25 protein-coding genes and 1 riboswitch are annotated in these 25,789 nt (G+C 69.9%); of the genes, 17 read left to right on the plus strand and 8 right to left on the minus strand.

What is annotated here, in order from left to right; genetic code table 11:
* The first annotated feature begins 141 nt into the window (after nucleotides 1–141).
* The 8 genes from sigR (at nucleotide 142) to QNO09_RS19675 (ending at nucleotide 8,498) form a co-directional block, all read left to right on the plus strand.
* Nucleotides 142–828: an RNA polymerase sigma factor SigR gene (sigR, locus tag QNO09_RS19640; RefSeq protein ID WP_283971503.1), complete on the plus strand. Its 687-nt coding sequence runs from the start codon at nucleotides 142–144 to the stop codon at nucleotides 826–828.
* Nucleotides 825–1,136, plus strand: a complete 312-nt coding sequence (gene rsrA / locus QNO09_RS19645) for a mycothiol system anti-sigma-R factor (RefSeq protein ID WP_283971504.1) — start codon at nucleotides 825–827, stop codon at nucleotides 1,134–1,136. The genes sigR and rsrA overlap by 4 nt, the downstream gene beginning before the upstream one ends.
* Nucleotides 1,137–1,289: 153 nt before the next feature.
* On the plus strand, nucleotides 1,290–2,627 hold the full coding sequence (locus QNO09_RS19650; protein WP_283971505.1) for an HD-GYP domain-containing protein: 1,338 nt from the start codon (nucleotides 1,290–1,292) through the stop codon (nucleotides 2,625–2,627).
* Nucleotides 2,624–3,871: an HD-GYP domain-containing protein gene (locus QNO09_RS19655; RefSeq protein WP_283971506.1), complete on the plus strand. Its 1,248-nt coding sequence runs from the start codon at nucleotides 2,624–2,626 to the stop codon at nucleotides 3,869–3,871. The genes QNO09_RS19650 and QNO09_RS19655 overlap by 4 nt, the downstream gene beginning before the upstream one ends.
* Nucleotides 3,872–3,988: 117 nt before the next feature.
* Nucleotides 3,989–4,969 (plus strand): tetratricopeptide repeat protein, encoded by a 981-nt coding sequence (locus QNO09_RS19660; protein ID WP_283971543.1) that lies wholly within the window; start codon nucleotides 3,989–3,991, stop codon nucleotides 4,967–4,969.
* 132 nt (nucleotides 4,970–5,101) lie between these two features.
* On the plus strand, nucleotides 5,102–5,752 hold the full coding sequence (gene def, locus QNO09_RS19665) for a peptide deformylase (protein WP_283971507.1): 651 nt from the start codon (nucleotides 5,102–5,104) through the stop codon (nucleotides 5,750–5,752).
* A 293-nt stretch (nucleotides 5,753–6,045) separates the two neighbouring features.
* Nucleotides 6,046–7,131 (plus strand): epi-isozizaene synthase, encoded by a 1,086-nt coding sequence (gene cyc1 / locus QNO09_RS19670; protein ID WP_283971508.1) that lies wholly within the window; start codon nucleotides 6,046–6,048, stop codon nucleotides 7,129–7,131.
* Nucleotides 7,128–8,498, plus strand: a complete 1,371-nt coding sequence (locus tag QNO09_RS19675) for a bifunctional albaflavenone monooxygenase/terpene synthase (protein WP_283971509.1) — start codon at nucleotides 7,128–7,130, stop codon at nucleotides 8,496–8,498. The genes cyc1 and QNO09_RS19675 overlap by 4 nt, the downstream gene beginning before the upstream one ends.
* 12 nt (nucleotides 8,499–8,510) lie before the next feature.
* On the opposite strand, the gene QNO09_RS19680 is transcribed toward QNO09_RS19675, so the two are convergent.
* Nucleotides 8,511–9,473 (minus strand): GlxA family transcriptional regulator, encoded by a 963-nt coding sequence (locus tag QNO09_RS19680; protein ID WP_283971510.1) that lies wholly within the window; start codon nucleotides 9,471–9,473, stop codon nucleotides 8,511–8,513.
* Between the two features lie 93 nt (nucleotides 9,474–9,566).
* Here QNO09_RS19680 and QNO09_RS19685 point away from each other — a divergent pair, with 93 nt between their 5' ends.
* Complete coding sequence (locus tag QNO09_RS19685) at nucleotides 9,567–9,809, plus strand: hypothetical protein (protein WP_283971511.1); 243 nt, start codon at nucleotides 9,567–9,569, stop codon at nucleotides 9,807–9,809.
* Here the strand turns inward: QNO09_RS19685 and QNO09_RS19690 are convergent.
* From QNO09_RS19690 to QNO09_RS19710, 5 genes are all read right to left on the minus strand, one after another.
* Nucleotides 9,722–10,729, minus strand: a complete 1,008-nt coding sequence (locus QNO09_RS19690) for a ribonucleotide-diphosphate reductase subunit beta (RefSeq protein ID WP_283971512.1) — start codon at nucleotides 10,727–10,729, stop codon at nucleotides 9,722–9,724. The genes QNO09_RS19685 and QNO09_RS19690 overlap by 88 nt on opposite strands.
* Nucleotides 10,729–13,080 (minus strand): ribonucleoside-diphosphate reductase subunit alpha, encoded by a 2,352-nt coding sequence (locus QNO09_RS19695; RefSeq protein ID WP_283971513.1) that lies wholly within the window; start codon nucleotides 13,078–13,080, stop codon nucleotides 10,729–10,731. Before QNO09_RS19695 ends, QNO09_RS19690 begins: the two co-directional genes overlap by 1 nt.
* Before the next feature lie 124 nt (nucleotides 13,081–13,204).
* Nucleotides 13,205–13,330, minus strand: a riboswitch (cobalamin riboswitch).
* A 151-nt stretch (nucleotides 13,331–13,481) separates the two neighbouring features.
* Nucleotides 13,482–15,110, minus strand: coding sequence for a monocarboxylate uptake permease MctP (gene mctP, locus QNO09_RS19700; RefSeq protein ID WP_283971514.1), 1,629 nt, complete (start codon nucleotides 15,108–15,110; stop codon nucleotides 13,482–13,484).
* Nucleotides 15,107–15,373, minus strand: coding sequence for a DUF3311 domain-containing protein (locus tag QNO09_RS19705; RefSeq protein ID WP_283971515.1), 267 nt, complete (start codon nucleotides 15,371–15,373; stop codon nucleotides 15,107–15,109). Before QNO09_RS19705 ends, mctP begins: the two co-directional genes overlap by 4 nt.
* Before the next feature lie 157 nt (nucleotides 15,374–15,530).
* Nucleotides 15,531–16,295 carry a GntR family transcriptional regulator gene (locus QNO09_RS19710; RefSeq protein ID WP_283971516.1) on the minus strand — a complete coding sequence of 255 codons (765 nt, stop codon included), beginning with the start codon at nucleotides 16,293–16,295 and terminating at the stop codon, nucleotides 15,531–15,533.
* 310 nt (nucleotides 16,296–16,605) lie between these two features.
* Here QNO09_RS19710 and QNO09_RS19715 point away from each other — a divergent pair, with 310 nt between their 5' ends.
* The 6 genes from QNO09_RS19715 (at nucleotide 16,606) to QNO09_RS19740 (ending at nucleotide 22,591) form a co-directional block, all read left to right on the plus strand.
* On the plus strand, nucleotides 16,606–17,886 hold the full coding sequence (locus QNO09_RS19715; RefSeq protein ID WP_283971517.1) for an extracellular solute-binding protein: 1,281 nt from the start codon (nucleotides 16,606–16,608) through the stop codon (nucleotides 17,884–17,886).
* Between the two features lie 87 nt (nucleotides 17,887–17,973).
* Complete coding sequence (locus tag QNO09_RS19720; RefSeq protein WP_283971518.1) at nucleotides 17,974–18,963, plus strand: carbohydrate ABC transporter permease; 990 nt, start codon at nucleotides 17,974–17,976, stop codon at nucleotides 18,961–18,963.
* Entirely contained in the window at nucleotides 18,960–19,805 is an 846-nt protein-coding gene (locus QNO09_RS19725; RefSeq protein ID WP_283971519.1) for a carbohydrate ABC transporter permease, read from the plus strand. Before QNO09_RS19720 ends, QNO09_RS19725 begins: the two co-directional genes overlap by 4 nt.
* Before the next feature lie 9 nt (nucleotides 19,806–19,814).
* Nucleotides 19,815–21,371: a glycoside hydrolase family 3 protein gene (locus QNO09_RS19730; RefSeq protein WP_283971520.1), complete on the plus strand. Its 1,557-nt coding sequence runs from the start codon at nucleotides 19,815–19,817 to the stop codon at nucleotides 21,369–21,371.
* Between the two features lie 429 nt (nucleotides 21,372–21,800).
* On the plus strand, nucleotides 21,801–22,049 hold the full coding sequence (locus tag QNO09_RS19735) for a helix-turn-helix transcriptional regulator (RefSeq protein WP_283971521.1): 249 nt from the start codon (nucleotides 21,801–21,803) through the stop codon (nucleotides 22,047–22,049).
* On the plus strand, nucleotides 22,046–22,591 hold the full coding sequence (locus QNO09_RS19740; protein WP_283971522.1) for a hypothetical protein: 546 nt from the start codon (nucleotides 22,046–22,048) through the stop codon (nucleotides 22,589–22,591). Before QNO09_RS19735 ends, QNO09_RS19740 begins: the two co-directional genes overlap by 4 nt.
* 84 nt (nucleotides 22,592–22,675) lie before the next feature.
* Here the strand turns inward: QNO09_RS19740 and nagB are convergent, their stop codons facing one another.
* On the minus strand, nucleotides 22,676–23,461 hold the full coding sequence (nagB, locus tag QNO09_RS19745) for a glucosamine-6-phosphate deaminase (RefSeq protein WP_283971523.1): 786 nt from the start codon (nucleotides 23,459–23,461) through the stop codon (nucleotides 22,676–22,678).
* A 264-nt stretch (nucleotides 23,462–23,725) separates the two neighbouring features.
* Here nagB and QNO09_RS19750 point away from each other — a divergent pair, with 264 nt between their 5' ends.
* Nucleotides 23,726–23,860 carry a hypothetical protein gene (locus tag QNO09_RS19750; RefSeq protein WP_283971546.1) on the plus strand — a complete coding sequence of 45 codons (135 nt, stop codon included), beginning with the start codon at nucleotides 23,726–23,728 and terminating at the stop codon, nucleotides 23,858–23,860.
* A 135-nt stretch (nucleotides 23,861–23,995) separates the two neighbouring features.
* Here QNO09_RS19750 and QNO09_RS19755 read toward each other — a convergent pair whose 3' ends face one another.
* On the minus strand, nucleotides 23,996–24,748 hold the full coding sequence (locus tag QNO09_RS19755; RefSeq protein WP_283971524.1) for an SDR family oxidoreductase: 753 nt from the start codon (nucleotides 24,746–24,748) through the stop codon (nucleotides 23,996–23,998).
* A gap of 88 nt (nucleotides 24,749–24,836) precedes the next feature.
* On the opposite strand from QNO09_RS19755, the gene QNO09_RS19760 reads away from it, so the two are divergent.
* On the plus strand, nucleotides 24,837–25,535 hold the full coding sequence (locus QNO09_RS19760) for a TetR/AcrR family transcriptional regulator (protein WP_502962321.1): 699 nt from the start codon (nucleotides 24,837–24,839) through the stop codon (nucleotides 25,533–25,535).
* Nucleotides 25,536–25,789 lie beyond the last annotated feature (254 nt).

Genomic DNA, 25,789 nt, shown 5'->3' on the forward strand with positions numbered 1-25,789 from the left:
CGCAGCAGCCGCGCCGACCTGGACTGGACGGTGCTGCACGCGGCCAGGACCGCCCCGGTTCGGGCGGCGGGCGGACCGGATCGTCGTCTATCCTCCGATTCGGGTGAGACCGGTCTCGGTCTCACGAGAACACTCGAGGAGGTGGGTCCGGTCACTGGGACCGACGCAGGGACCGAAGACGGCCAGGCGGAGCAGCCCGAGGGCCAGGGCGGCACGGGCGCGGAGACGGCCGCGGAGCGCAGTGCGCGCTTCGAGCGGGACGCGCTCGAGTTCCTCGACCAGATGTATTCGGCCGCGCTGCGCATGACGCGCAACCCGGCCGACGCCGAGGACCTGGTGCAGGAGACGTACGCCAAGGCGTACGCGTCCTTCCACCAGTTCCGCGAGGGCACCAACCTCAAGGCGTGGCTGTACCGGATCCTCACCAACACCTTCATCAACTCGTACCGCAAGAAGCAGCGCGAACCTCAGCGCTCCGCGGCCGAGGAGATCGAGGACTGGCAGCTCGCCCGCGCCGAGTCGCACATGTCGACGGGCTTGCGCTCCGCGGAGTCGCAGGCGCTCGACCACCTGCCCGACTCGGACGTGAAGCAGGCGCTCCAGGCCATTCCCGAGGAGTTCCGTATCGCCGTGTATCTCGCGGACGTCGAGGGGTTTGCCTACAAGGAGATCGCCGACATCATGGGGACACCCATCGGTACGGTGATGTCCCGGCTGCACCGGGGCCGCCGTCAGCTGCGCGGCATGCTGCAGGACTACGCCCGTGACCGCGGGATGGTCCCGGCCGGTGCCGGAGAGTCGAACGAAGCGAAAGGCTCGGGGTCATGAGCTGCGGAGAGCCGCACGAGACGGATTGCAGCGAAATCCTCGATCATCTCTATGAGTTCCTCGACCGTGAGATGCCGGACTCGGACTGCGTGAAGTTCGAGCACCACTTCGAGGAGTGCTCGCCCTGCCTCGAGAAGTACGGGCTGGAGCAGGCTGTGAAGAAGCTCGTCAAGCGCTGCTGCGGGCATGACGACGTGCCGGGCGACCTGCGGGACAAGGTCATGGGGCGGATCGAGCTGATCCGCTCCGGCCAGGCCGTCCCCGACCAGGACGTCACGGCCTCGCCCGCCGCGCCCCAGGAGTCCTGACACTCCTGCGCTTTTCAACTACCCACGCTCCGAGGGGGATAGTCCCTTCGAACGCGTCACTCGAACGTGCTAACCCGCGGGTCATCCACCCGCGGACCCCCCTGCCGCCGCCCTAGGCTCCGGGCCTGACGGACATGGCCGGGGGAGGGGCTCATGGAAGCGGTACCGGCACGGGCACGGGTCTACATCGCCTGTGTCGTGATGGCCGCGCTGCCCTGTCTGCTGCCGCTCCCGGACGTCCGCACACCCTGGTGGGCGGTCGCGCTGCTCGCCGCGCTGTACGCCGGCTGCGAACGCGTCGCCCGGTCCCGGTTCGTGGGGCTCTCCCATCCGGCCGGGACCTTCTACCCCGTGCTGCTCGCCGGTGCCTTCCTGCTGCCGGCACCCGCCGCCGCGCTGGTGGCCGTCCCCGGGGCGCTGCTCTCGCAGGCCCGGCAGCGGCCCGTGGCGCTGCGGCGCACCTGGCGGGCCGCCCAGCTCGTCCTGGGGGTGTGGGCCGCGGCCACGACACACCGGTTGCTCGGCGGGCGCGACGCGGTCGTCGCGGGCGACGTCCCCTACGCCCTCGGGCCCGCCGGGGCGGCCGTGCTGGTGTTCTGCCTGGTGCTGGCGCTGCTGGACGGCGGGATCCTGGCCGTGGCAGAGCGGGTGCCGGTGCGGCGGGCCTGGCGGGGACTGGTGACGCGCTCCCTCGCGCCGATCGCCGTGCACGGCCTCGCCGGGCTGATGATGGCCGTGCTGTGGCGCAGCCCGTACGGTCCTGTCGCCGCGCTGCTGGTGCTGCTGCCCATGTGCGTCTCGTGGTGGGCGTTCGCGCAGTACCACCGGGAACGGGCCGCCCACCAGGCGACCATCCGGGCGCTGGTCCAGGCCGTCGACATCAAGGACGGGTACACCCGCGGGCACAGCGAGCGGGTCGGCCAGGCCTCCTTGATGATCGCGCGCGAGCTGGGCATGGACGACGAGCGCGTCGAGGTGCTCCGCTTCGCCGGGATCCTGCACGACGTGGGGAAGCTGGGCGTGCCCACCCGGCTGCTCAGGAAGGACGGGCCGTTGACACCCGAGGAGCGGCGGGTGATCGAACTGCACCCCGAGTACGGGCACGAGATGGTGCGCGGCATCGGCTTCCTCGGCGAGGCCCGCGCCGCCGTGCTGCACCACCACGAGCGACTGGACGGCAGCGGCTACCCGTACGGTCTGGTGGGCCGTCAGATTCCCGAGTCCGCACGGGTCGTGGCGGTCGCGGACGCCTTCGACGCCATGACCTCCACCCGGAGCTACAGCAGGGCCCGGCCCGTCGCCGTGGCCCTGGCGGAGCTGGAGCGGTGCGCGGGCAGCCACTTCGACCCGGTGATGGTCACGGCCCTCGTCGAGGCCGTCCGGCGCACGGGATGGCACCCCGCCGTGACCGCCGACGACGAGGAGACCCGCCCGGCCCGGGTGCCCCCGCCCGGCGCCCCCCTTTCCAGCCGCCCGGGGGCACACCGATGAGCGCGGACCGGCCGCCACCGCTCCTCACCCTCGTCCACGCCTGCGCCGCCCTCCTCGCCGTCGCCTCCCTCGCCGCCACCCTCCACCAAGGGCTGGAGGAACGCCGGGTCGCCGTCGCCTTCGGCGTCCTCGTCACCGTCGGTGAGCTCACCCGCCGCAACGGCGCGCGGGTGCGGGAGCCGGCACCGCTCGGCGCCGCCGCGGCCCTGTCCTACGCGCTGCTCGGGGAGGCCGGCGGGCGGGCCACGCACCACGGCCCGGCCCAGGTCGTCGCCGTCGTGCTGGCCGCCTCACTGCTCGGCAGCGTGCCGCACATCGCTCGCGGGCAGGGGCCCACGGTCGACCACCTGGCGCGCCGTGTGCTCACCGTCGGGTTCGTCGCCCTGTGCTTCCAGCCCCCCTACAACCGGGGCATGTTCGACGACTGGGGCGGCCCCGCCTACGCGCTGCTGCTGCTCGCGCTGCTGTCCCTGACCACGCTGTGCGACGCGGTGTTCGCCGCCGCCCTGGCCCGCACCCGCACCGGCTGGCCCTTCGGGCCGGTGCTGCGGGACGAACTGCGGGGCTTGTGCGGCATCGGGTCCGCCGTCATCGCCACCGGGGCGGTGATGGCGCTGGCGGTCGCCGTCGTGGGGCTGTGGGCGCTGCCCGTCTTCTCCGTGCCGCTGCTGCTCGCCCAGATGTCGTTCCGGCGCTACGCCGCGGTCCGGGCGACCTATCGGCAGACCATCGCCTCCCTCGCCCGGGCCACCGAGGTCGCCGGCTACACCCCGGCCGGGCACGCCCGGCGCGTCGCCGCGCTCAGCCGGGCCGTGGGCCGGGACCTGGGGCTGACCGAGCCCGAACTGGGCGTGCTGGAGTACGCCGCGCTCATGCACGACATCGGCCAGCTGAGCCTCGTCGACCCGGTGCCTGCGGGCGCCACCGCCGCGCTGTCCGCCACCGAGCAGCGGCGGATCGCGCTGCTCGGCGGGGCTGTCGTGCGGCAGACCGGCGTCGACGAAGCGGTGGCCGTGGTCGTGGAGCGGCAGGCCGACCCCTACACCGAGCAGCCGCTCGCGGCGCGCATCGTCCGGGCGGTGAACGCGTACGAGGAGAAGTCCCGGGAAGGAGGGCCCGGCGGGCCGCTGACGGCGCTGGAGGAACTCCGGCTCGCCACCGCCGGCACATACGCCCCGGAGGTGGTGGAATCACTGGCCCGGGTACTGGCAAGGAGCAGTCTGACCCTGCCCGTGGCTGGGTAACCCATGGGTAATGAGCGCCCTCGAGGCCGTACGTGGTTGGATGCGAAGGAGAAGGTGTCCGGGGGCTCGAAACACAGCTACGGCCAGCCCACCGCACGGAACTGGCAGGCGGGAATCGTGAGGATCTTCGGCAAGGGACGGCACCGGCCCTCCGCCTCCTGGCGGCAGGCCACAGACCGGGCGTTCACCCTCATCGGCGACGGCCGGTACGAGGACGCAGGCGCACTGCTGACACGTGCCGCCGATCTGGAGCCCTGGCTTTCCGAGTCCTGGTTCAACCTCGCCCTGCTGCACAAGTTCCGGCACGACTGGGAGCAGGCGCGGGCGGCCGGACTGCGGGCCGTGGCACTGCTCGACCGGGACGCCGGCGCGCCCGACTGGTGGAACGTGGGCATCGCCGCGACCGCGCTCCAGGACTGGCCGCTGGCCCGGCGCGCCTGGCAGGCCTACGGGCTGCGGTTGCCGGGTGCGGCCAACGACTCCGGTGAGCCCGTCGGCATGGCCCTCGGCAGCGCGGCCGTACGGCTCTCCCCGGAGGGGGAGGCCGAGGTCGTGTGGGGGCGGCGGCTGGATCCCGCCCGGATCGAGGTGCTGTCCATTCCCCTGCCCTCGTCGGGGCGCCGCTGGGGCGAGGTCGTCCTGCACGACGGTGTGCCGCACGGGGAGCGGACCACGGCCGCCGGGCACACCTACCCGGTGTTCGACGAGATCGAGCTGTGGGCGCCGTCGCCCGTGCCGACGTGGGTGGTGCTGCTGGAGGCCGCGACGGAGGCGGACCGGGACGCGCTGGAGCAGCTCGCCGGGGACGCCGGGTTCGCCGCTGAGGACTGGTCCTCTTCGGTGCGGTTGCTGTGCCGGATGTGCTCGGAGTCCCGGATGCCGTCCGACGAGGGCGACGGGGAGCACCTCGATCCGCACGATCACAGTGAGCCGGGGCACCCCGGGCCGCTGGGGCACCGGACGGACGGGCAGCTGTGGGTGCCGGAGCGGGAGTGCGGGTTGGCCGCGCCGGCTTCGCTGGTTCGGGGGTTGCTGGACGGGTGGGTGGCCGACAGTCCGGATTCCCGGGATTGGCGGGATTTGGAAGAGGTGTGCTAGCGCCGTTGTCGGGTGTGGCTGTGCCGTGGTGGCTCGCGCGGTTCCCCGCGCCCCTGAAAGCAGGGCGTTTCACCCGCGTACCCTGTATCAGCATCTCAGCCCGGTCAGTTTCAGGAAGGCGTACGTAACGTCATGGCTCAGCAGGACACCGATCAGCAGCGCTCGGGCGTGCTCCCCGTGGATGACGAGGGGTACGTGATCGATACGGAGGACTGCGAGGAGCGCGAGGCGGCCTGGCGGGAGCGGGGGACCTCGCGGCCGATCACAGTGGTCGGGAACCCGGTGCTGCACAAGGAGTGCAAGGACGTCACCGACTTCGGCGACGACTTCCAGCAGCTCGTCGCGGACATGTTCGCCAGCCAGCGGACCGCCGAGGGCGTGGGCCTCGCCGCCAACCAGATCGGGGTCGACGCGAAGGTCTTCGTCTACGACTGCCCGGACGACGAGGGCGCCCGGCACACCGGCGTGGTCTGCAACCCCAAGCTCGTCGAACTGCCCGCCGACAAGCGCCGCCTGGACGACAGCAACGAGGGCTGTCTGTCGGTGCCCACGGCGTACGCGCCGCTCGCCCGGCCGGACTGCGCCGAGGTGACCGGGCAGGACGAGAAGGGCAACCCGATCAAGGTGCGCGGCACCGGATACTTCGCACGGTGTTTGCAGCACGAGACGGACCACCTGTACGGCTATCTGTACATCGACCGGCTCTCCAAGCGCGAGCGCAAGGACGCGCTGCGGCAGATGGCCGAGAACGAGCCCCGCTACCCCGTGGTGGCCAACGACTGAGATCTCGGCTTCACCAGGCGCACGGCGTCTGTTCGGGTTCCCCACCCTGAACAGGCGCCGTTCGTCTGTGCCGTTCGCCTGTCCGTCGCACGTTCGATCGCTTCTGCTCTCCTGGCGATCCACCGGTAGTCACACAACGGGAGATTCGGCACTGTGAGGTAGCGAATGAAGCAAATACGTTCCCAGAACGGTCAGTTGTAGTGCTGAATGGGATGAGCGGGGTATGCAACGGCGCACGCCCGGCACGAAGGGAGGGGCGCCCGCGCCAACTGGCGGCTGAGAGGGGTTAGTTCGTGCATGCTTTGTCACACGGAACCACGCCGACACAGGCCACGATCGCAGTTCCACCGTCGCTCTCTCTCCCGGTGATCGAGGCGGCGTTTCCCCGGCAACTCCACCCGTATTGGCCGAAGTGCCAGGAGAGGACGCGGGCCTGGCTGCTCGAAAAGCGGCTCATGCCGGCGGACAAGGTGGAGGAATATGCCGACGGTCTTTGCTACACGGACCTCATGGCCGGGTACTACATCGACGCCTCCGATGAGGTCATGCAGGCGATCGCCGACTACAGCGCATGGTTCTTCGTCTGGGACGACCGTCACGACCGCGACATCGTGCACGGCCGACCCGCCGCCTGGCGGCTGCTGCGGGACCGGCTGCACTCGGCCCTCGACTCCCCGGGGGAGCACCTGCACCACGAGGACCCACTGGTCGCCGGGTTCGCGGACAGCGTGCTGCGGCTGTACGGCTTCCTCTCCCAGACGTGGAACCTCCGGTTCGCCCGGCACTTCCACGCGGTGATCGACGCGTACGACCAGGAGTTCCACAATCGCACCCGGGGAGTCGTGCCGACGGTCGAGGAATACCTCCGGTTGCGCCGGCTCACCTTTGCGCACTGGATATGGACGGACCTGCTGGAGCCGACCGCCGGCTGTGAGCTTCCCGACCCCGTCCGGAAACACCCGGCATATCGACGGGCGGCGCTGCTGAGCCAGGAATTCGCCGCCTGGTACAACGATCTGTGCTCGCTCCCGAAAGAGATAGCGGGCGACGAGGTGCACAATCTCGGAATCAGCCTCATCACCCATGAGGGGCTGACTCTGGAACAGGCGGTCGTGGACGTGAGGGGCCGCGTCGAGAAAAGTATCGCCGATTTCATCGACGCCGAGCACCAGGCCTTACGGTTCGCCGAAGAACTCGCCGACGGCACCGTGCGGGGAAAAGAACTGAGCGCCGCCGTGCGGGCCTGCCTGAGCAATATGCGGAACTGGTTCAGTTCCGTCTACTGGTTCCACCACGAGTCCGGCCGGTACATGGTCGACAGCTGGGACGACCGGTCCACGCCCCCGTACGTCAACAACGAAGCGGCAGGTGAGAAATGACCGTCGAGTCTGTGAAGCCCGAGACCCCGCCGGCGGTGGGGCCGGGGGAGCCACCCCGGGCGGGCGGCGGGGTCCCCGTCCTCGGCCACGGCTGGAAACTGGCGCGCGACCCGCTGGCGTTCATGTCCCGGCTGCGCGAACACGGCGACGTCGTCCGGCTGAAGCTCGGGCCGAAGACGGTGTACGCGGTCACCACCCCGGACCTGACCGGCGCCCTGGCGCTGAGCAACGACTTCATCATCGCCGGGCCGCTGTGGGAGTCCCTGGAGGGCCTGCTCGGCAAGGAGGGCGTGGCCACGGCCAACGGCCCGCGTCACCGGCGCCAGCGGCGCACCATCCAGCCCGCCTTCCGGCTCGACGCCATCCCGGCCTACGGACCGATCATGGAGGAGGAGGCGCACGCACTCACCGAGCGCTGGAAGCCCGGCGAGACGATCGACTGCACCTCCGAGTCCTTCCGGGTGGCCGTGCGCATCGCGGCGCGCTGCCTGCTGCGCGGCGACTTCATGGACGAGCGGGCCGAGCGGCTGTGCGTCGCCCTCGCCACCGTCTTCCGTGGGATGTACCGGCGGATGGTGGTCCCGCTCGGACCGCTCTACAACCTGCCGCTCCCGGCCAACCGCGCATTCAACCGGGCCTTGGCCGATTTGCATCTCCTGGTCGACGAGATCGTCGCCGAGCGCCGGGCATCCGGTCAAAAGCCGGACGATTTGCTGACGGCATTGCTGGAGGCGAAGGACGAGAATGGCGACCCGATCGGGGAACAGGAGATCCATGATCAGGTCGTCGCGATCCTCACCCCCGGCAGCGAAACCATCGCCTCCACGATCATGTGGCTGTTGCATATGCTCGCGGAGCACCCCGAACACGCCGACCGCGTGCGGGACGAAGTGCAGGCCGTCACCGGTGGGAGGCCGGTGGCATTTGCAGACGTCCGAGGACTCAGGCACACCAACAATGTCGTCGTCGAGTCGATGCGTTTGAGTCCGGCCGTCTGGATTCTCACGCGCCGGGCGGTACGGGACACGGAACTCGGTGGATATCGCATTCCGTCCGGGGCGGACATCGTCTACAGCCCGTACGCGATCCAGCGCGACCCGGAGTCGTACGAGCGGCACCTTGAGTTCGATCCCGACCGCTGGCTTCCGGACCGGGTCAAGGACATCCCCAAGCACGCCATGAGCCCCTTCAGCGTGGGCAACCGCAAGTGCCCGAGCGACCACTTCTCGATGGCCCAGCTGACGCTGGTCACGGCGGCGCTGGCGACCAGGTACCGCTTCGAGCAGGTGGCGGGGTCGAGGGACGACACACGGGTGGGGATCACGCTCCGGCCGCACGACCTGCGGGTGCGGCCGGTGGAGAGGTGAGAGCCCCTGGCCTCAGGCCGCCTCGGGACCCCTGAACGTCCGCCGGTAGGCGTTCGGGGTGGTCCCGACCGCCCGGACGAAGTGGTGGCGCAATGCGGCCGCGTTGCCGAACCCCGTTCGGCCGGCGATCGCGTCCATGGTCTCGTCCGTCGCTTCCAGCAGCCGCTGGGCCAGCAGCACGCGCTGGCGCAGGATCCAGCGGTAGGGCGTCGTACCCGTCTCCTGCTGGAAGCGGCGGGCGAAGGTCCGCGGGGACATCAGGGCGCGCTCGGCCAGCTGCTCGACGGTGACCTCCTCGTCCAGGTGCCGTTCCATCCAGGCCAGGACCTCGCCGATCGTGTCGGCCTCGGAGGGCGGCAGTGGGCGCTCGATGTACTGGGCCTGGCCGCCGTCGCGGTGTGGCGGCACCACCATCCGCCGGGCGATCTTGTTGGCGACCTCGCTGCCCTGCTCCTTGCGCACCAGGTGCAGGCAGGCGTCGATCCCGGCGGCCGTGCCGGCGGAGGTGATCACCGGGTCCTCGTCGACATAGAGCACGTCCGGCTCGACGGCCGCGCGCGGGTACCGACGGGCGAGGTCCTTCGCGTGCTTCCAGTGCACGGCGCAGCGGCGGCCGTCCAGCAGACCGGCGGCGGCCAGCACAAAGGCGCCCGAGCAGACGCTGAGCACCCGGGCGCCGCGGTCGACCCCGCGCCGCAAGGCGTCCAGCAGCTCGGGCGGGAACTCACGGGACGCATAGCTCTGCCCGGCCGGCACGGCGATCAGATCGGCTCTCTCCAGCCGCTCCAGACCGTGTTCGACGTGCAGCGAGAAGCCCGAGTTCATGCGCAGGACCGGGCCCTCGGCCGAGGCGACGGCGAAGTCGTACACCGGCAGGCCGTCGTCACCGCGGTCGGTGCCGAAGACCTCGCACACCACACCGAGTTCGAAGGGGTTCACGCCGTCGAGCAGGGCGACGGCCACGTTCTGCAGCATGGTTCCAGTGTGCCTCGCCGGTGGCAGTAATTCGAGGGTCTACGGCAGTACTGCCACTGACGGTAAGGAGTGTGCGGCGCGACAGTGGTGTCCATGGACACGAACCAGACGCAGACACTCATCGCCATGATCTTCGTACTCGGGACGCTGGCCCTCCTGGTCCTCCCGTCGGTGATCGGCCTGGCGCGCGAGCGGCGCATCGACCGTCAGATCAGGGAGGCCCAGGAGGCCCGGGAGAGCGAACCGGCTCAGAAGTCCTCGTCCAGGTCGACGGTCCCCTCGACCGCCACCTGGTACGCGGAGGGCCGCCGCTCGAAGAAGTTGGTCAACTCCTGAACCCCCTGGAGCTCCATGAAGGAGAAGGGGTTCTCGGAGCCGTACACCGCGGCGAAGCCCAGGCGGGTGAGCCGCTGGTCGGCGACGCACTCCAGGTACTGCCGCATCGACTCGGTGTTCATGCCCGGGAGACCGTCCCCGCACAGGTCGCGCGCGAACTGCAGCTCGGCCTCGACGGCCTCCCGGAGCATGTCCGTCACCTCCTGCTGGAGCCGGTCGTCGAACAGGTCCGGCTCCTCCTTGCGGACCGTGTCGACCACGTCGAAGGCGAACGACATGTGCATCGTCTCGTCGCGGAAAACCCAGTTGGTGCCGGTGGCCAGGCCGTGCAGCAGGCCCCGGCTGCGGAACCAGTACACGTAGGCGAAGGCGCCGTAGAAGAACAGGCCCTCGATGCACGCGGCGAAGCAGATCAGGTTGAGCAGGAAACGCCGGCGGTCGGACCGGGTCTCCAGCCGGTCCATCTTCTCCACCGAGTCCATCCACGTGAAGCAGAACGAGGCCTTCTCGCGGATGGACGGGATGTTCTCCACCGCCGCGAACGCCGCCGCACGGTCCTCCGGGTCGGGCAGGTAGGTGTCGAGCAGGGTCAGATAGAACTGGACGTGCACGGCCTCCTCGAAGAGCTGCCGGCTCAGATACAGCCGCGCCTCCGGGGAGTTGATGTGCTTGTACAGCGTCAGCACCAGGTTGTTCGCGACGATCGAGTCCCCCGTCGCGAAGAAGGCGACCAGGCGGCCGATCAGGTGCTGCTCCGCGGGGGACAGCTTGGCGAGGTCGGCGACGTCCGAGTGGAGGTCGACCTCCTCCACCGTCCAGGTGTTCTTGATGGCGTCCCGGTAGCGCTCGTAGAAGTCCGGGTAGCGCATGGGGCGCAGGGTGAGCTCGAAGCCGGGGTCGAGAAGGTTCTGGGTGCTCATTACTGGCAGGCCTCGCAGGACTCGGGGTTTTCCAGGGAGCAGGCGACCGCTTCGGGATCGGCGGTGGCCTGCGCGGGGACGGTGGCCCGGGCGGCGCGGGCGATACGGGTCGCCGGGCGCGAGCGCAGGTAGTACGTCGTCTTCAGCCCGGACTTCCAGGCGTAGGCGTACATCGAGGAGAGCTTGCCGATGGTCGGCGTCTCCAGGAAGAGGTTCAGCGATTGCGACTGGTCCAGGAACGGGGTCCTGGCCGCCGCCATGTCGATCAGGCCGCGCTGCGGGATCTCCCACGCCGTGCGGTAGAGGGCGCGGACGTCCTCGGGGATCCAGGCGAAGTCCTGCACCGAGCCGTTGGCCTCGCGCAGGGCCTCCCGGCTGCGGGCGTCCCACACGCCGAGCCGCTTCAGCTCGTCCACCAGGTAGGAGTTGACCTGGAGGAACTCACCCGACAGCGTCTCGCGCTTGAACAGGTTGGACACCTGCGGCTCGATGCACTCGTACACGCCCGCGATCGAGGCGATCGTGGCCGTGGGCGCGATGGCGAGGAGCAGGGAGTTGCGCAGGCCGGTCGTCGCGATCCGCTCGCGCAGGGCCGCCCAGCGCTCGGGCCAGGTGAGTTCCACGTCGTAGTGGTCGGGATGCAGCACGCCCCGGGCCGTGCGGGTCTTCTCCCAGGCCGGCAGCGGGCCGCTCCGCTCGGCGAGGTCGGCCGAAGCCTCGTAGGCGGCGAGCATGATGCGCTCGGCGACGCGGGTGGACAGGGCCTTGGCCTCGGGCGAGTCGAAGGGCAGGCGCAGCTTGAAGAAGACGTCCTGGAGGCCCATCGCGCCCAGGCCGACCGGACGCCAGCGGGCGTTGGAGCGGCCCGCCTGCTCGGTGGGGTAGAAGTTGATGTCGACGACCCGGTCGAGGAAGGTCACGGCCGTGCGGACGGTCTCGTCCAGGCGCTCCCAGTCGAGGTCCCCGTCGCTCACGAAGGCCCCGAGGTTGACCGAGCCGAGATTGCACACCGCCGTCTCGCCGTCGTCGGTGACCTCCAGGATCTCCGTGCAGAGGTTGGAGGAGTGGACGACGTGGCCCGGCTCGGCCGTCTGGTTGGCGGTGCGGTTGGCGGCGTCCTTGAAGGTCATCCAGCCGTTGCCGGTCTGCGCGAGGGTGCGCATCATCCGGCCGTACAGCTCGCGTGCGGGCAGTGTCTTCTTCGCCAGGCCCTTCGCCTCGGCCGCCCGGTAGGCGGCGTCGAACTCCTCGCCCCACAGGTCGACCAGCTCGGGCACGTCCGAGGGGGAGAACAACGACCACTGCTCGTCGGCGTTCACACGCCGCATGAACTCGTCCGGCACCCAGTGCGCGAGGTTCAGGTTGTGCGTACGGCGGGCGTCCTCGCCGGTGTTGTCGCGCAGCTCCAGGAACTCCTCGAGGTCGGAGTGCCAGGTCTCCAGGTAGACGGCGGCGGCGCCCTTGCGGCGGCCTCCCTGGTTCACGGCGGCGACCGAGGCGTCGAGGGTCTTCAGGAACGGAACGATGCCGTTGGAGTGCCCGTTGGTGCCGCGGATCAGCGAACCGCGGGCGCGGATGCGGGAGTAGGCCAGGCCGATGCCACCGGCGTGCTTCGACAGCCGGGCCACCTGGTGGTAGCGGTCGTAGATGGAGTCCAGCTCGTCCTTGGGGGAGTCGAGGAGGTAGCAGGACGACATCTGCGGGTGCCGGGTGCCCGAGTTGAAGAGGGTGGGGGAGGAGGGGAGGTAGTCGAGGCGGCTCATGAGCGCGTAGAGCGCGGCGACCTCGTCCACCGAGCGGCTGGTGTCGTCCTCGGCCAGACCGGCGGCGACGCGCAGCATGAAGTGCTGGGGCGTCTCGACGACCTTGCGGGTGATCGGGTGCCGGAGCAGATAGCGGCTGTGCAGGGTGCGCAGGCCGAAGTAGCCGAAGCGGTCGTCGGCGCCGGTGTCGATGAGCGCGTCGAGCCGGGCGGCGTGCAGCCGCACGAACTCGGCGGTGCGGTCGGCGATGAGGCCCTCGCGGTGGCCGGCCGCGACGGACTCGGTGAAGGAGGTGACGCCCTGCGAGGCGGCCTCGTCGCGGATGCCGATGGTCAGCAGCCGGGCGGCCAGCCGGGAGTACGCGGGGTCCTCGGAGATCAGGCCGGCCGCGGCCTCCGTCGCCAGCTCCCGCAACTCCGTCTCGTCCGCCCGGGCGGACCGGCCGCGCAGCGCGGCGGCGGCGACCCGGCCGGCGTCGGTGTCGGGGAGGTCGGCGGTCAGCTCGGTCAGGGTCCGCAGCAACGCGGCTCCGGGAGCGTCCTGCACTTCTTCGGCGGCTGAGACCGGTTCGGCTGGCGCGATGGTCACGTGGGGGCTCTCCCTCGCTCGGCACGGGGCCTCGTCGAGGGCAGGGGGCAGCACACGAGCGCACGCGGCGTCGCGTCCACCGGCCCATTCCACGAGGCCCGGACGTCGGAGCACACCGGCCGGGTGGCCGGGTGCGCTGTCGGCAGGTCCTCGGACTGACTCGTGTGCACGAAACATGCACAAGTACACCGTTGCGGGACAGTTCCGGATTCGCACCGGATTCCCCTGCGGCGACAGCGAGCATGAGCATACATCTTGTGCCGGGCGCGCATGGCACCCCCAGATGTTGTGTCGCGCTGGTGTCAGAGCGTCAACTCCACGTGACAGCGGGCCGCCGTGAATCCTTCTCACGGCGGCCCGCTGCGGGTGGTGTGCGGTTGTTCGCGCGGGTTCCCGCGCCCCTAGTGGGCGCTACCGGCGGTCGCGGGCGGGAGCTCCACCTGGACCCCCGGGTCGCCCGCGTCCGCCGTGTAGTCCTCCGGCTTGGTCTCGTCGATGCCTTCGGGGGCCTTCACGGCCTTCAGGGCGAAGGTCAGGACGACGGTGACGACGACGTTCAGGACGAACGCCGTGAGGCCGATGTAGCCGATCTCCCCGATGCCGGGGATCTCCTTCGCGCTGCCGCCGAAGTGCTTCTGCGTCGGGGAGGCCACACCGTACGCGGCGGTCGTGCCGTAGATCATGCCGACCGCCCAGCCCGCGAGCAGTGCCCAGCGATGGAACCAGCGGGTGAACAGGCCGCCGACCAGGGCCGGGAAGGTCTGCAGGATCCAGATGCCGCCCAAGAGCTGGAAGTTGATGGCGACCGTCTTGTCCATGGTGAGCACGAAGGCCAGGGCGCCCACCTTCACCAGCAGGGAGACCAGCTTGGAGACCTTGGTCTCCTGCGCCGGTGTGGCGTCCGGCTTGATGAAGTCCTTGTAGATGTTGCGGGTGAAGAGGTTCGCGGCCGCGATGGACATGATGGCCGCGGGCACCAGAGCGCCGATGCCGATCGCCGCGAACGCCACGCCCGCGAACCAGTCCGGGAACATCGTCTCGAACAGCTGCGGAATGGCCAGCTGCCCGTTCTGCACCTTGATGCCGGCCGCGATCGCCATGAACCCGAGCAGCGCGAGCAGACCCAGCATCAGGGAGTACAGCGGCAGGATCGTGGTGTTGCGGCGGATCACGTCACGGCTCTTCGACGACAGCGTGGCCGTGATGGAGTGCGGGTACATGAAGAGGGCCAGGGCGGAGCCCAGCGCCAGTGTGGCGTAGGTCCACTGGCCCGCCTCCGACGGCACCAGCGCGCCGCGCGGCGCACCCGTGGCCGGGTTGGTCTGGCTGTAGGCCTCGCCGGCCTTGGCGAAGATGTCGTCGAAGCCGCCCAGCTTGATCGGGATGTAGATGATCGCCACCGCGATGACGATGTAGATCAGCGTGTCCTTCACGAACGCGATGAGCGCGGGGGCCCGCAGACCCGACGAGTACGTGTACGCCGCCAGCACGCCGAACGCGATCAGCAGCGGCAGGTCCTTGATGAACCAGTTGGTGTTCTCGCCGCCGCCGACACCCATCACGTCCAGCACGGCCTGGATACCGACGAGTTGGAGCGCGATGTACGGCATCGTCGCCAGGATGCCGGTCAGGGCCACCGCGAGCGACAGGCCCTTCGAGCCGAAGCGGCCGCGTACGAAGTCGGACGTCGTGACGTACCCGTGCTTGTGGGAGACCGACCACAGGCGGGGGAGGAACGTGAAGATCAGCGGGTACACCAGGATCGTGTAGGGCACGGCGAAGAAGCCGGCCGCGCCCGCCGCGTAGATCGCGGCCGGGACGGCGACGAAGGTGTACGCCGTGTACAGGTCGCCGCCGAGTAGGAACCAGGTGACCCAGGTGCCGAACGAGCGGCCGCCCAGGCCCCATTCGTCGAGGCTGTGCTCGTTCTCGGCCTTGCGCCAGCGCGCTGCCAGGAAGCCCATGACCGTCACGGCCAGGAAGAAGAAGATGAAGACGCCGAGTGCGACGCCGTTCACGCCGTCCTTCACCGCGCAGCACCGCCTTTCGCGGCCGAGCGGGCGCGCTGGTCACGCTGCCACAGCTTGTAGGCGATCATCGTCAGGGCGGTGGAGATGAGCACCCACGCCATCTGGTACCAGTAGAAGAACGGGATCCCGATGAAGACCGGGTCGGTCTTCGCGTACGAGCCGACCCACAGCATGGCCACGAACGGCGCTACGAGGCAGACGGCGATGACGACGCGCATGGGCGTCACCACCGGCCCTCTGCTGACTTCTGGGGCTTGCGACATCAGGCGGCTCCGTCCCCTTGTTGATCACCTGTGCGATGCGCAGGCAATCTAGGTCAGGGTGCGGCGATAGCGGAACCCCTCGTCCGCAATGCGGTACCCAACCGGACGAGGGTCCCGCGGCAGCCCTCGGCAGCGGCCAAGTTCCTGTCCGGGGCGCCTAGTCGGCGGGCCGCTTCAGTCGGGCCACGAACTTGTACCGGTCGCCCCGGTACACCGACCGCACCCACTCCACCGGCTGCCCGTCCCGGTCCAGCGAGTGCCGGGAGAGCATCAGCATCGGCAGGCCGACGTCCGTGCCGAGCAGCCCGGCCTCACGCGGGGTGGCAAGGGACGTCTCGATGGTCTCCTCGGCCTCCGCGAGACGGACGTCGTAGACCTCGGCCAGCGCGGTGTAGAGGGACGTGTACTTCACCAGGGAGCGGCGCAGGGCGGGGAAGCGCTTGGCGCTCAGGTGGGTGGTCTCGATGGCCATCGGTTCGCCGTTGGCCATGCGCAGCCGCTCGATGCGCAGCACGCGCCCGCCGGGCGTGATGTCGAGCAGCCCGGCCAGGCGGTCGTCGGCGGTGATGTAGCCGATGTCCAGCAGCTGCGAGGTGGGTTCGAGGCCCTGGGCGCGCATGTCCTCGGTGTACGAGGTCAGTTGCAGCGCCTGCGAGACCTTCGGCTTGGCGACGAACGTGCCCTTGCCCTGGATGCGCTCCAGTCGGCCTTCGACGACCAGCTCCTGCAGCGCCTGGCGCACGGTCGTGCGGGAGGTGTCGAACTCCGCCGCCAGCGTGCGCTCGGGCGGAACCGGCGTGCCGGGCGCCTGGGTTTCCGTCATGTCGAGCAGGTGCTTCTTCAGGCGGTAGTACTTGGGCACGCGCGCGGTACGGACGGGCACCCCGTTCTCGTTCTCCGCACTGCTGACCTCGGTGCTCATGCTCCGCCTTCCGGCTCGTCCGCCGACACGATCCCACTTGTATACCGTCGGCGCTTCTTTTGGTCTAGTCCACCATTCCCTGTGGTCTACCCGCAGTATGCCGTGTGCACCCGGGTTTTCGCTGGCTTCTTACTTAAAGGTTCCTGCATATGTAGGTCGCATAACGGCTGGTCAGGGCTGTATCGGGAGCCTTGACAGGCCTGCTGGTCTGGTCCAAGCTCCCCGTACTGGTCTACACCATTGGTCCAGGCCCGGCCCCACGTGCACTGCGGGGAGCCAGGGGGGTTGTGGGATCCCTGAGGAGGGTGGCGTGAAGCGCAAGCTGACAGCCGCGATCGGTATCGCGGGCATGATGGTCTCCATCGCGGCGTGCGGCGGCGAGGGTGGCGGGGGTTCCGACAAGGGCGCGGACGCCAAGGAGCTGACCGTCTGGCTCACCGTCGACGCCCAGAACAACTGGCCGGAGCTGGTGAAGGCCGCCGATGCCGCGGTGAAGAAGAAGCACCCCGGCGTCAAGATCAACCATGAGTACTACGGCTGGCCCGACAAGAACGCCAAGCTCGACGCCGTCCTCGCCACCGACAAGGTGCCCGACGTGGTCGAGATGGGCAACACCGAGATGCTCGGCTACATGGTCAAGGGCGCCTTCGCCCCCCTCGATCGGGGCACGTTCGACAACGCGGACGCCTGGCTGGACGGCCTCAAGGCCTCCGTCACCTACGAGGGCAAGATCTACGGCGTCCCCTACTACGCCGGTGGCCGCGTCGCCAACTGGCGCAAGGACGTGGCCGCCTCGGTCGGGGTGAAGTCCACGCCGAAGACGTACAAGGAACTGACCGACGCCCTGGACAAGATCCAGAAGAAGCAGGGCGACAAGTACAACGCCTGGTACCAGCCCACCCGCGACTGGTACGCGGCCATGTCCTTCGTCTACGACGCCGGCGGCGCCATCGCCACCGAGTCGGGCGGCCAGTGGAAGGCCTCCCTCTCCTCGCCCGAGTCCCTCAAGGGCCTCACCGAGTTCAAGAACGTCATCGACCGCTACATGCACGGCGACAAGACCAAGGACGAGGCCGACCGCTACATCGTCTACGGCCAGGGCAAGTCCGCCATGATCTTCGCGGCCGCCTGGGAGGGCGCCACCGCCGAGGACCCGAAGAACGACAAGACCGGCAAGCTCAAGGGCAACCTCGAGAACTTCGTGATGCCCGGCCCGTCCGGCAAGAACATGCCCGTCTTCCTCGGCGGCTCCGACCTCGCCGTGCCGGTGAAGTCCGACGCGCAGGCCCTGGCCGCCGAGTGGATCAACGCGTTCACCGGCTCCTCCGGGCAGAAGGGCCTGATGGCCAAGGGCAACCTGCCCAACAACAAGACCGACCTCGCGACGCTCAAGAACGACCCGAAGACGGCGGTGCCCGCCACCGCTGCCGAGTCCAACTGGTTCGTCCCCATGGCTCCCGGCTGGGGCCAGGTCGAGAAGGCCCAGATCCTGCAGACCATGCTGCAGAGCATCGGCACCGGCAAGAAGTCCGTCGAGGCCGCCGCCAAGGACGCGGACGCGGCGATCGACAAGGTCATCAACACCAAGTGACCTGAGCCCAGGGCCCCGTCGCCTCCCCGCAGTCAGGGACGGGGCCCTGATTCTCGTACGACCTGAGGGACCGCCAAGGAGCGCGCGATGAGTGCCGCAGACACCACCACCCCTGCCAAGGTGCCGCCACCGCGGCAGGCACCACCGCCGCCCCCGAGGGACCGGCGGCCCCGCGGGCAGCGCACGTCCGGCGGGGCCCATGCCCCCTGGCTGCTGCTCGCGCCCTGCCTGCTGATCCTCGCCCTGGTCATGGGGTATCCGCTGGTCCGGCTGGTCACCCTGTCCTTCCAGAAGTTCGGTCAGTCCCAGCTGTGGGGCTTCCAGCCGGCCGAGACGGTCGGGTTCGACAACTTCGCCAAGGTGCTGGGCGACGGCGAGTTCTGGGCCGTCGTCCTGCGCACGATCGTCTTCGCGGGCGGCGCCGTCGTCTTCACCATGGTGATCGGCATGGCGCTCGCCCTGCTGCTCCAGCGGGTCTCCGGCTGGCTGAAGATCCTCATCAACATCGTGCTGGTGGCCAGCTGGGGCATGCCGGTGATCGTCGCGACCACGGTCTTCAAGTGGCTCTTCGACTCGGACTACGGCGTCTTCAACGCCCTGCTCAGCAAGTTGCCCGGCGTCGAGATGATCGGCCACAACTGGTTCGCGAGCGGCCCCGAGGGACTGGCGGTGATCATGCTGCTGGTGATCTGGGGAGCCGTGCCGTTCGTGGTCATCACGCTCAGCGCCGGCCTCACCCAGGTCCCGAAGGAACTGGAGGAGGCCGCACGCCTGGACGGCGCCGGCTCCTGGGGCGTCTTCCGCTATGTCACCCTGCCCGTCCTCAAGCCGATCATCGTGATGCTCACGACCCTGTCGGTCATCTGGGACATGGGCGTCTTCCCCCAGGTGTTCGTCATGCGCAACGGCCACCCCGAGCCGGAGTTCCAGGTGCTCAACACCTACTCCTACGACCGGGCCTTCGTGGTCAACGACTACGCCCAGGGCTCGGCCATCGCGCTGATCACCGTCCTGCTGCTGCTCGGCGTCGTCGCCGTCTACATGCGGCAGATGCTGAAGATCGGAGAGGTCGAATGAGCACGCTCGCCGGAACCGGCCGCCGGAGGAACTCGCGGCTCGGCTGGAACCTCCTCGGCCTCCTCGTCTTCGTCACCGCGGGCTTCCCGCTCTACTGGATGCTCAACACGGCGTTCAAGCCCGCCAAGGACGCCATCAACGCGGATCCGAGCCTGCTGCCGACCGGCGTCACCCTCGACAACTTCAGCCGGGCACTGGACATCGCCGACTTCTGGGGCCCGGTGGGACGCAGCCTGGTGGTGTCGCTGGCCGTGGTCGTCATCGGCATGGTCGTGGGGCTGCTGGCCGCGCTCGCCATCTCCCGGTTCGCCTTCCGCGGCCGGAAAATCGTGATCGTGGGCATCCTCGCCGTCCAGATGGTCCCGCTGGTCGCCATGATCATCCCGGTGTTCCTGCTCCTCAACGACCTGGGCCAGTACGACCGGCTCACCGGCCTCATCATCACGTACCTGACCTTCATCCTCCCGTTCACGGTGTGGACGCTGAGGGGCTTCATCGTCAACATCCCGAAGGAACTGGAGGAGGCCGCCATGGTCGACGGCTGCTCCCGCACCGGCGCCTTCCTGCGGGTCGTCTTCCCGCTCCTGGCCCCCGGCATGGTCGCCACCTCGGTCTACGGTTTCATCCAGGCCTGGAACGAGTACCTCTACGCCCTGATGCTGCTCAGCCAGAAGAACCAGACCGCGACCGTCTGGCTCGGCAACTTCACCACCAAACACGGCACCGAATACGCCCCGATGATGGCCGGCGCCACGATGATGGCCGTGCCGATCGTCGCCCTCTTCCTCCTCGTCCAGCGCAAGATGGCCGCGGGCCTGACCGCGGGCGCCGTGAAGGGATGACCCCACCCGATGACGACACTCGCCAGCGGCACCGACACACTCACCCGCGACGCCCTGACGGTCCTCCAGCCCGGCTTCACCGGCACCACCGCCCCCGACTGGCTGCTGCGGCGGCTCGGTGAGGGCCTCGCCTCCGTCGGACTGTTCGGCCGCAACATCGCCTCCCCAGGCCAACTGGCCGCCCTGACCGCCCAGCTGCGGGCCGAGCGCGACGACGTCCTCGTCGCGATCGACGAGGAGGGCGGTGACGTGACCCGCCTGGAGGTGCGCAGCGGCTCCTCCTTCCCGGGCAACCACGCCCTCGGCGCGGTCGACGACGTGGAGCTGACCCAGCAGGTCGCCCACGAGCTGGGCCGCCGCCTCGCCGCCTGCGGCGTCAACCTCAACTGGGCCCCCTCCGCCGACGTCAACTCCGATCCGCGCAACCCGGTCATCGGTGTCCGCTCCTTCGGCGCCGACACCGCACTGACCGCCCGGCACACCGCCGCCTACGTCACCGGCCTGCAGTCCGCCGGAGTCGCCGCCTGCACCAAGCACTTCCCCGGCCACGGCGACACGGCCGTCGACTCCCACCACGCCCTGCCGCGCATCGGCATCTCCGCCGACGTGCTGGCCGAGCGTGAACTGACCCCGTTCCGCGCCGCCATCGCCGCCGGCACCCGGGCCGTCATGAGCGCCCACATCCTGGTCCCCGCCCTCGACCCCGACCGCCCGGCCACCCTCTCCCGGCGCATCCTCACCGGCCTGCTCCGCGGCGAGCTCGGCTACGACGGCCTCATCGTCACCGACGGCATGGAGATGCGCGCCATCGCCGGCACCTACGGCATCGAACGCGGCAGCGTCCTCGCCATCGCCGCGGGCGCCGACGCGATCTGCGTGGGCGGCGGCCTGGCCGACGACGCGACCGTACAGCGCCTGCGCGACGCCCTCGTCGGAGCCGTGCGCGTCGGTGAACTCCCGGAGGACCGCCTGGCCGAGGCGGCTGACCGGGTACGCGCCCTGGCCCGCTGGGCGGGCACGACGGGTCGCCCGGCCGACGGCGCCCAGGGCGCCCAGGGCACCCAAGGCACCGAGGTCGGCCTGCACGCCGCCCGCCGCGCCCTGACCGTGACCGCCGCACCGGGCCTGAACAGCCCAGACGCCTTCGAGCCCCTCACCGAACCGCCGTACGTCGCCGCCCTCACCCCCGTCGCCAACATCGCCGTGGGCGACGAGACCCCGTGGGGCGTCGCCGCGGAACTCGTCCACCTCCTGCCGGGCACGGTGACGGGCAGCTTCTCCGCCGGGGACGGCCCGGAGACCGAGGCAGGCGAGAGCGCGGGCCGGGCAGCCCTTCAGGCAGCCGGCCCGCGCCGCATCGTCGCCGTCGTCCGCGACGAACACCGCCACCCCTGGATGGCCTCCGCCCTCCACACCCTGCTGGCGGCCCGCCCCGACACCATCGTCGTCGAGATGGGCGTCCCCCAGGCCGCTCCGCGCGGCGCCCTGCACCTCGCCACCCACGGCGCGGCCCGCGTCTGCGCCCGGGCGGCGGCCGAGGTGATCGCCGGGGTCATGGGGTGGTGAGAGCGGGCGGGTGAGCCGGCTGCTCCGCTGCGCTCCGTGCGGTCCGGCTGAGGTGAGAGCGAGCAGGTGGACCGGCCGGTTCGGTGCACTCCGTGTGGTCCGGCTGAGGTGAGCGGCGGAGTCGTGGGGTTGGTGGGAGTGAGTGGGTGAGTCGGCCGGTCCGCTGCACTGGCTGTGGGCCCGGTTGAGGTGAGAGTCGGCGGGTGGACCGGCCGGTCCGCCGCACTCCGTGCCGGCCCGGCCGAGGACACCCTCGCCGTGGCCTTGGTTGGGTTCCCTTACCGCAGTGGACCCGCCGAGGCGCGGATGCGGATGCCGTGGAGACCCTCGAGCCGACGCGTCCTTCACCACCGGCCCCGTCTTCGCTCGCAGCGGCCGCAAGCGGAAGCGGGGTTGTAAAGCTGCGTCCGGATGTAGTACTTCTTATACATGAGCGAGCAGGTGCACAACAGGTTGGCCGTGGTGCGCGCCGAACACAAGGTGTCGCGCCAGAGCCTGGCCGAGGCAGTGGGAGCCCACTACCAGACCATCGGCTACATCGAGCGGGGGCAGTACAACCCGAGCCTCGACCTGGCGCTGAAGATCTCCAGGTTCTTCGGCCTGCCGGTCGAGGCCCTCTTCTCCCTCGAACCGTTCCGGCCGCTCACGCACGAGGTCTACGGGAGGAACCAGCCATGACGACGACACGCCTGACCCGCTACGACCGGAGCATGCTGCGGCTGATGAACGACCGCCGCGCGGCGGCCTGGTACGCCACGGTGACGCGCCGCCGCCTGGCCGTCGCCGCCCATGTCACCCTCACTGTGGCCATCGGCGCTCTGATGACCCACTCTTTCCTCGCCGAGGGCGAGCCACTGTGGCCCGTGGCCGTGACGGCAGTGCTGCTGCTGCCCTGGATGGTGGCCGCCGGCGTGATCAACGGCGCCACCCGAGGTCTGCTGGAACTGCGCGAACGCGCGCTGGACGAGCGCCAGTCGGCAGAACGCAGCCACGTCCTGGCCCGGGCGCACCGTGTGACGACCCTGCTCCTGACAGCGGTGGTGGTCACGCTGCTGATCACGGGCGGGGTCGCCGGCGACGCCCCTAAGGCCTATGCCGCACCCCTGCTGATCGCCGTCCTCGTCGTCCACTGGGTGATGCCCCTGTGGGTGGCGGGCTGGCGCGCCCAGGACGAACCGGCCGAGGACGACGTGTTGGAGGCGGAGGTACTCGGCCGCTAGGCAGGGCTCTCGGCCGCCGGGCCTGTCGTCGGATCGGGCGGCAGGGACGCGACGACACCGACCGGTTCGGTCGGAAGACCCTGGCTAGATCCCCTGCCACTCCGGCTTGTTGGCGTAGGTGTGCCGGAAGTAGTCCGCCAGCTTCAGCTTCGACGCGGCGGCCTCGTCGACGACGACGGTCGCATGGGGGTGGAGCTGGAGCGCGGACGCCGGGCACACCGCGGCGACCGGCCCCTCCACGGTCGCCGCGACCGCGTCGGCCTTGCCCTCGCCTGTGGCGAGCAGCACCAGATGCCGGGCCTCCAGGATGGTGCCGATGCCCTGAGTGATCACGTGGTGCGGCACCTGGTCGATGTCGCCGTCGAAGAAGCGTGCGTTGTCGATCCGGGTCTGCTCGGTCAGCGTCTTGATCCGGGTCCGCGACGCCAGCGAGGAGCACGGCTCGTTGAACCCTATGTGCCCGTCGGTCCCGATCCCCAGCAGCTGAAGGTCCACGCCTCCGGCGTCCGACAGCGCCTTGTCGTACGCCTCGCACGCCCCCTGCACGTCGTCCGCCGTGCCGTCCGGGCCCGTGAACTGGTCCATCCCGATCCCCAACGGCTCCAGCACCTCACGCCGCAGCACCGAGCGGTAGGACTCCGGGTGATCGGCGGGCAGTCCCGCGTACTCGTCGAGCTGCGCGATCCGAGCCCGCCCGACATCCACGGCACCGGAGCGCACCTTCGCCGCCAGCGCCTCGTACACGGGCAGCGGTGTCGAGCCGGTGGCCACGCCGAGCAGGGCACCGGGCTTGCGTCGGAGCAGCTGGGCCATGGCCTCGGCAATGAGCTCGCCGCCCGACTTGGCGTCCGGAACGATGACAACTTCCACGCTGGGCCTGCCGATCTGAGAGGAGGGCCGATCTGAGGGGAGTGTTCACTGGGACTGGACCCGCGAGGGTCACGTGGTTTAGACCAATCTAACAGAGGAGGACTGCCCCTCCCAGGGTCGGCACCGGCGCTCCCGCGGGGGCGCCGCCACCGTGCCGACCAGGTCACCAGGGGGTGAACACTCTCCTCATCACCCTCGGAGGCAGCGCCCTGGGAGGCACCGGACCACCTGCGCGAGTTCCCCGGCCGGACGATGGCCCGGGAGATGGCGGAACAACCGGCCGTCCTACGCCGGCTCCTGTCCGGCCCCCTCCAACTCCTGGCCTACGAGGTCACCCTCGCCCGGGGCCAGGACCCGGACGCGCCCCGGGCGCTGGCGAAGGTGACGGAGACGCACTGAGGACGGGGGCCCGAGCGCCACCGCGGGCCGCGCTACTTGGTCGTCGCGAACACCGTGCCCCACCCGGGCTGTCACGGTCAGTGCCCCACCCGGGCTCGCACGGTCACCGTGCCACCACGACCCACCCCTCCACTCCTACGTGAGCGAACCTCCCGTCACATCCACCCAACTCCCCGTCACCCACCGCCCCCCGTCCGACACCAGGAACGCCACCACGTCGGCGACCTCGGCGGGCTCGCCGACCCCGCCCAGTGCCGATATCGCCGCGGCCTTCGCCCAGCCGTCAGGGCTGCCGTGCAGCAGTTCTGCCGTGTTGTCCGTGTCGATGATGCCCGGGGCCACCGAGTTCACCGTGATGCCCCGGTGCCCCAGCACCTTGGACAGGTCCCGCGAGAAGACGTCCAGCGCGCCCTTCGTCATCGCGTACGCCATGTAGTCCGGCATCACCGCCGTCCTGGCCAGCCCCGACGAGATGTTGACGACCCGGCCGCCGTCCCGCAGGCGCGTCATGCCGTGCTTGAGGATGAAGAACGGCGCTTTCACGTTCACCGCGAAGATCTCGTCGTACTCCCGCTCCTCCAATTGCCCGATCGGCCGTGTGGTACCGATCGCCGCGTTGTTCACCAGGATGTCCAGCCCGTCCGCGTGGCGGTCGAACTCCTCCCACAGTGCCTCGGTGTCCCCCGGCAGGCCCAGCTCCACGCCCACCGCGAACGCCGAGCCTCCGGCCCTCTCGATCGCCGCGACCGTCTCCTTCGCCGCCTTCTCGTTCCTGCCGTAGTGCACCGCGACCCGTGCGCCGTCACGCCCCAGCCGCTCGGCGATTCCTCGTCCGATGCCCCTGCTCGCCCCTGTGACGAGTGCCGTCCTGCCTGTGAGTACGCCCATGACGGGGCCCCCTTCTCATTTACCTAGCGGTCGCTACAGAAATGACCGTACAGCAGCCCGGCGACATTTCTCTAGTGCCCGCTATAAAATGCACCCCATGGTGAACGACGACGGAACCGCGAAGACCCTGAAGGAGCCCGACGCCACGAGCGCGAGGGTCACCGGGGGCGGCAAGACCAAGGCCAGGCCTCGTGGCCGCCCCCGCTCCTTCGATCGCGAGACCGCGCTGGAGAAAGCCCTTCTGGCCTTCTGGGAGCACGGTTACGAGGCCACGTCCGTCTCCGACCTCACCCGTGTCATGGACATCGGCGCGCCCAGCCTCTACGCGGCTTTCGGGGACAAGCGCTCCCTCTTCGACGAGGTCGTCCGCGTGTACGGCACGCGGCACGGATCCTTCACCGACCGCGCCCTCGCCGAGGAGCCCACGGCGCGGGCCGCCGTCGAGCGCATCCTCCGCGAAGCCGCCGCCGTCTACACCGAACCCGGCCACCCGCACGGCTGTCTCGTCGTCCACGCGGCCGCGAATTGTTCCAACCCCGAGGTGGAGCAGTCGCTGCGGGACCGTCGCAACGCCAACATCGCCGCGTTCGAGAGTCGCATCAGAGCCGATGTCGCCGCCGGCGTGCTGCCGCCGGCCACCGACGCCGCCGCACTGGCCCGCCACACCGGGGCGATGATCCAGGGCATGTCACAACAGGCGCGCGACGGGGCGAGCCGGGAGGAACTGGAGGCCGTCGCGGAAATTGCCCTGTCCATCTGGCCCCGCACAGGAACCCACACGGGTTAGGCTGCCTGCTGGGCGGCGGTGCGTCCGACGTGCCGCAGAAAAGACAACAACGAACAGCCTCTCACGCATGGACACTCACAAGTGGTCTAGTCCACAATGCGTAACGAGTGGCGCGTGTGCAACGCGCACCAGCCTCCGTCTTCCCCGCACAGGAAGGCGGACCGAGGAACCGAGGCTCTCTGCCCTGACTGCCCCGGCTCCTCATCCTTCGGCCGACCGGGACCGCACACCCCACGGCCGATGTTGCTCCGGGC

Origin of the sequence: Streptomyces sp. 378, from assembly GCF_030124145.1 — a bacterium.
Taxonomy (GTDB): Bacteria; Actinomycetota; Actinomycetes; order Streptomycetales; family Streptomycetaceae; genus Streptomyces.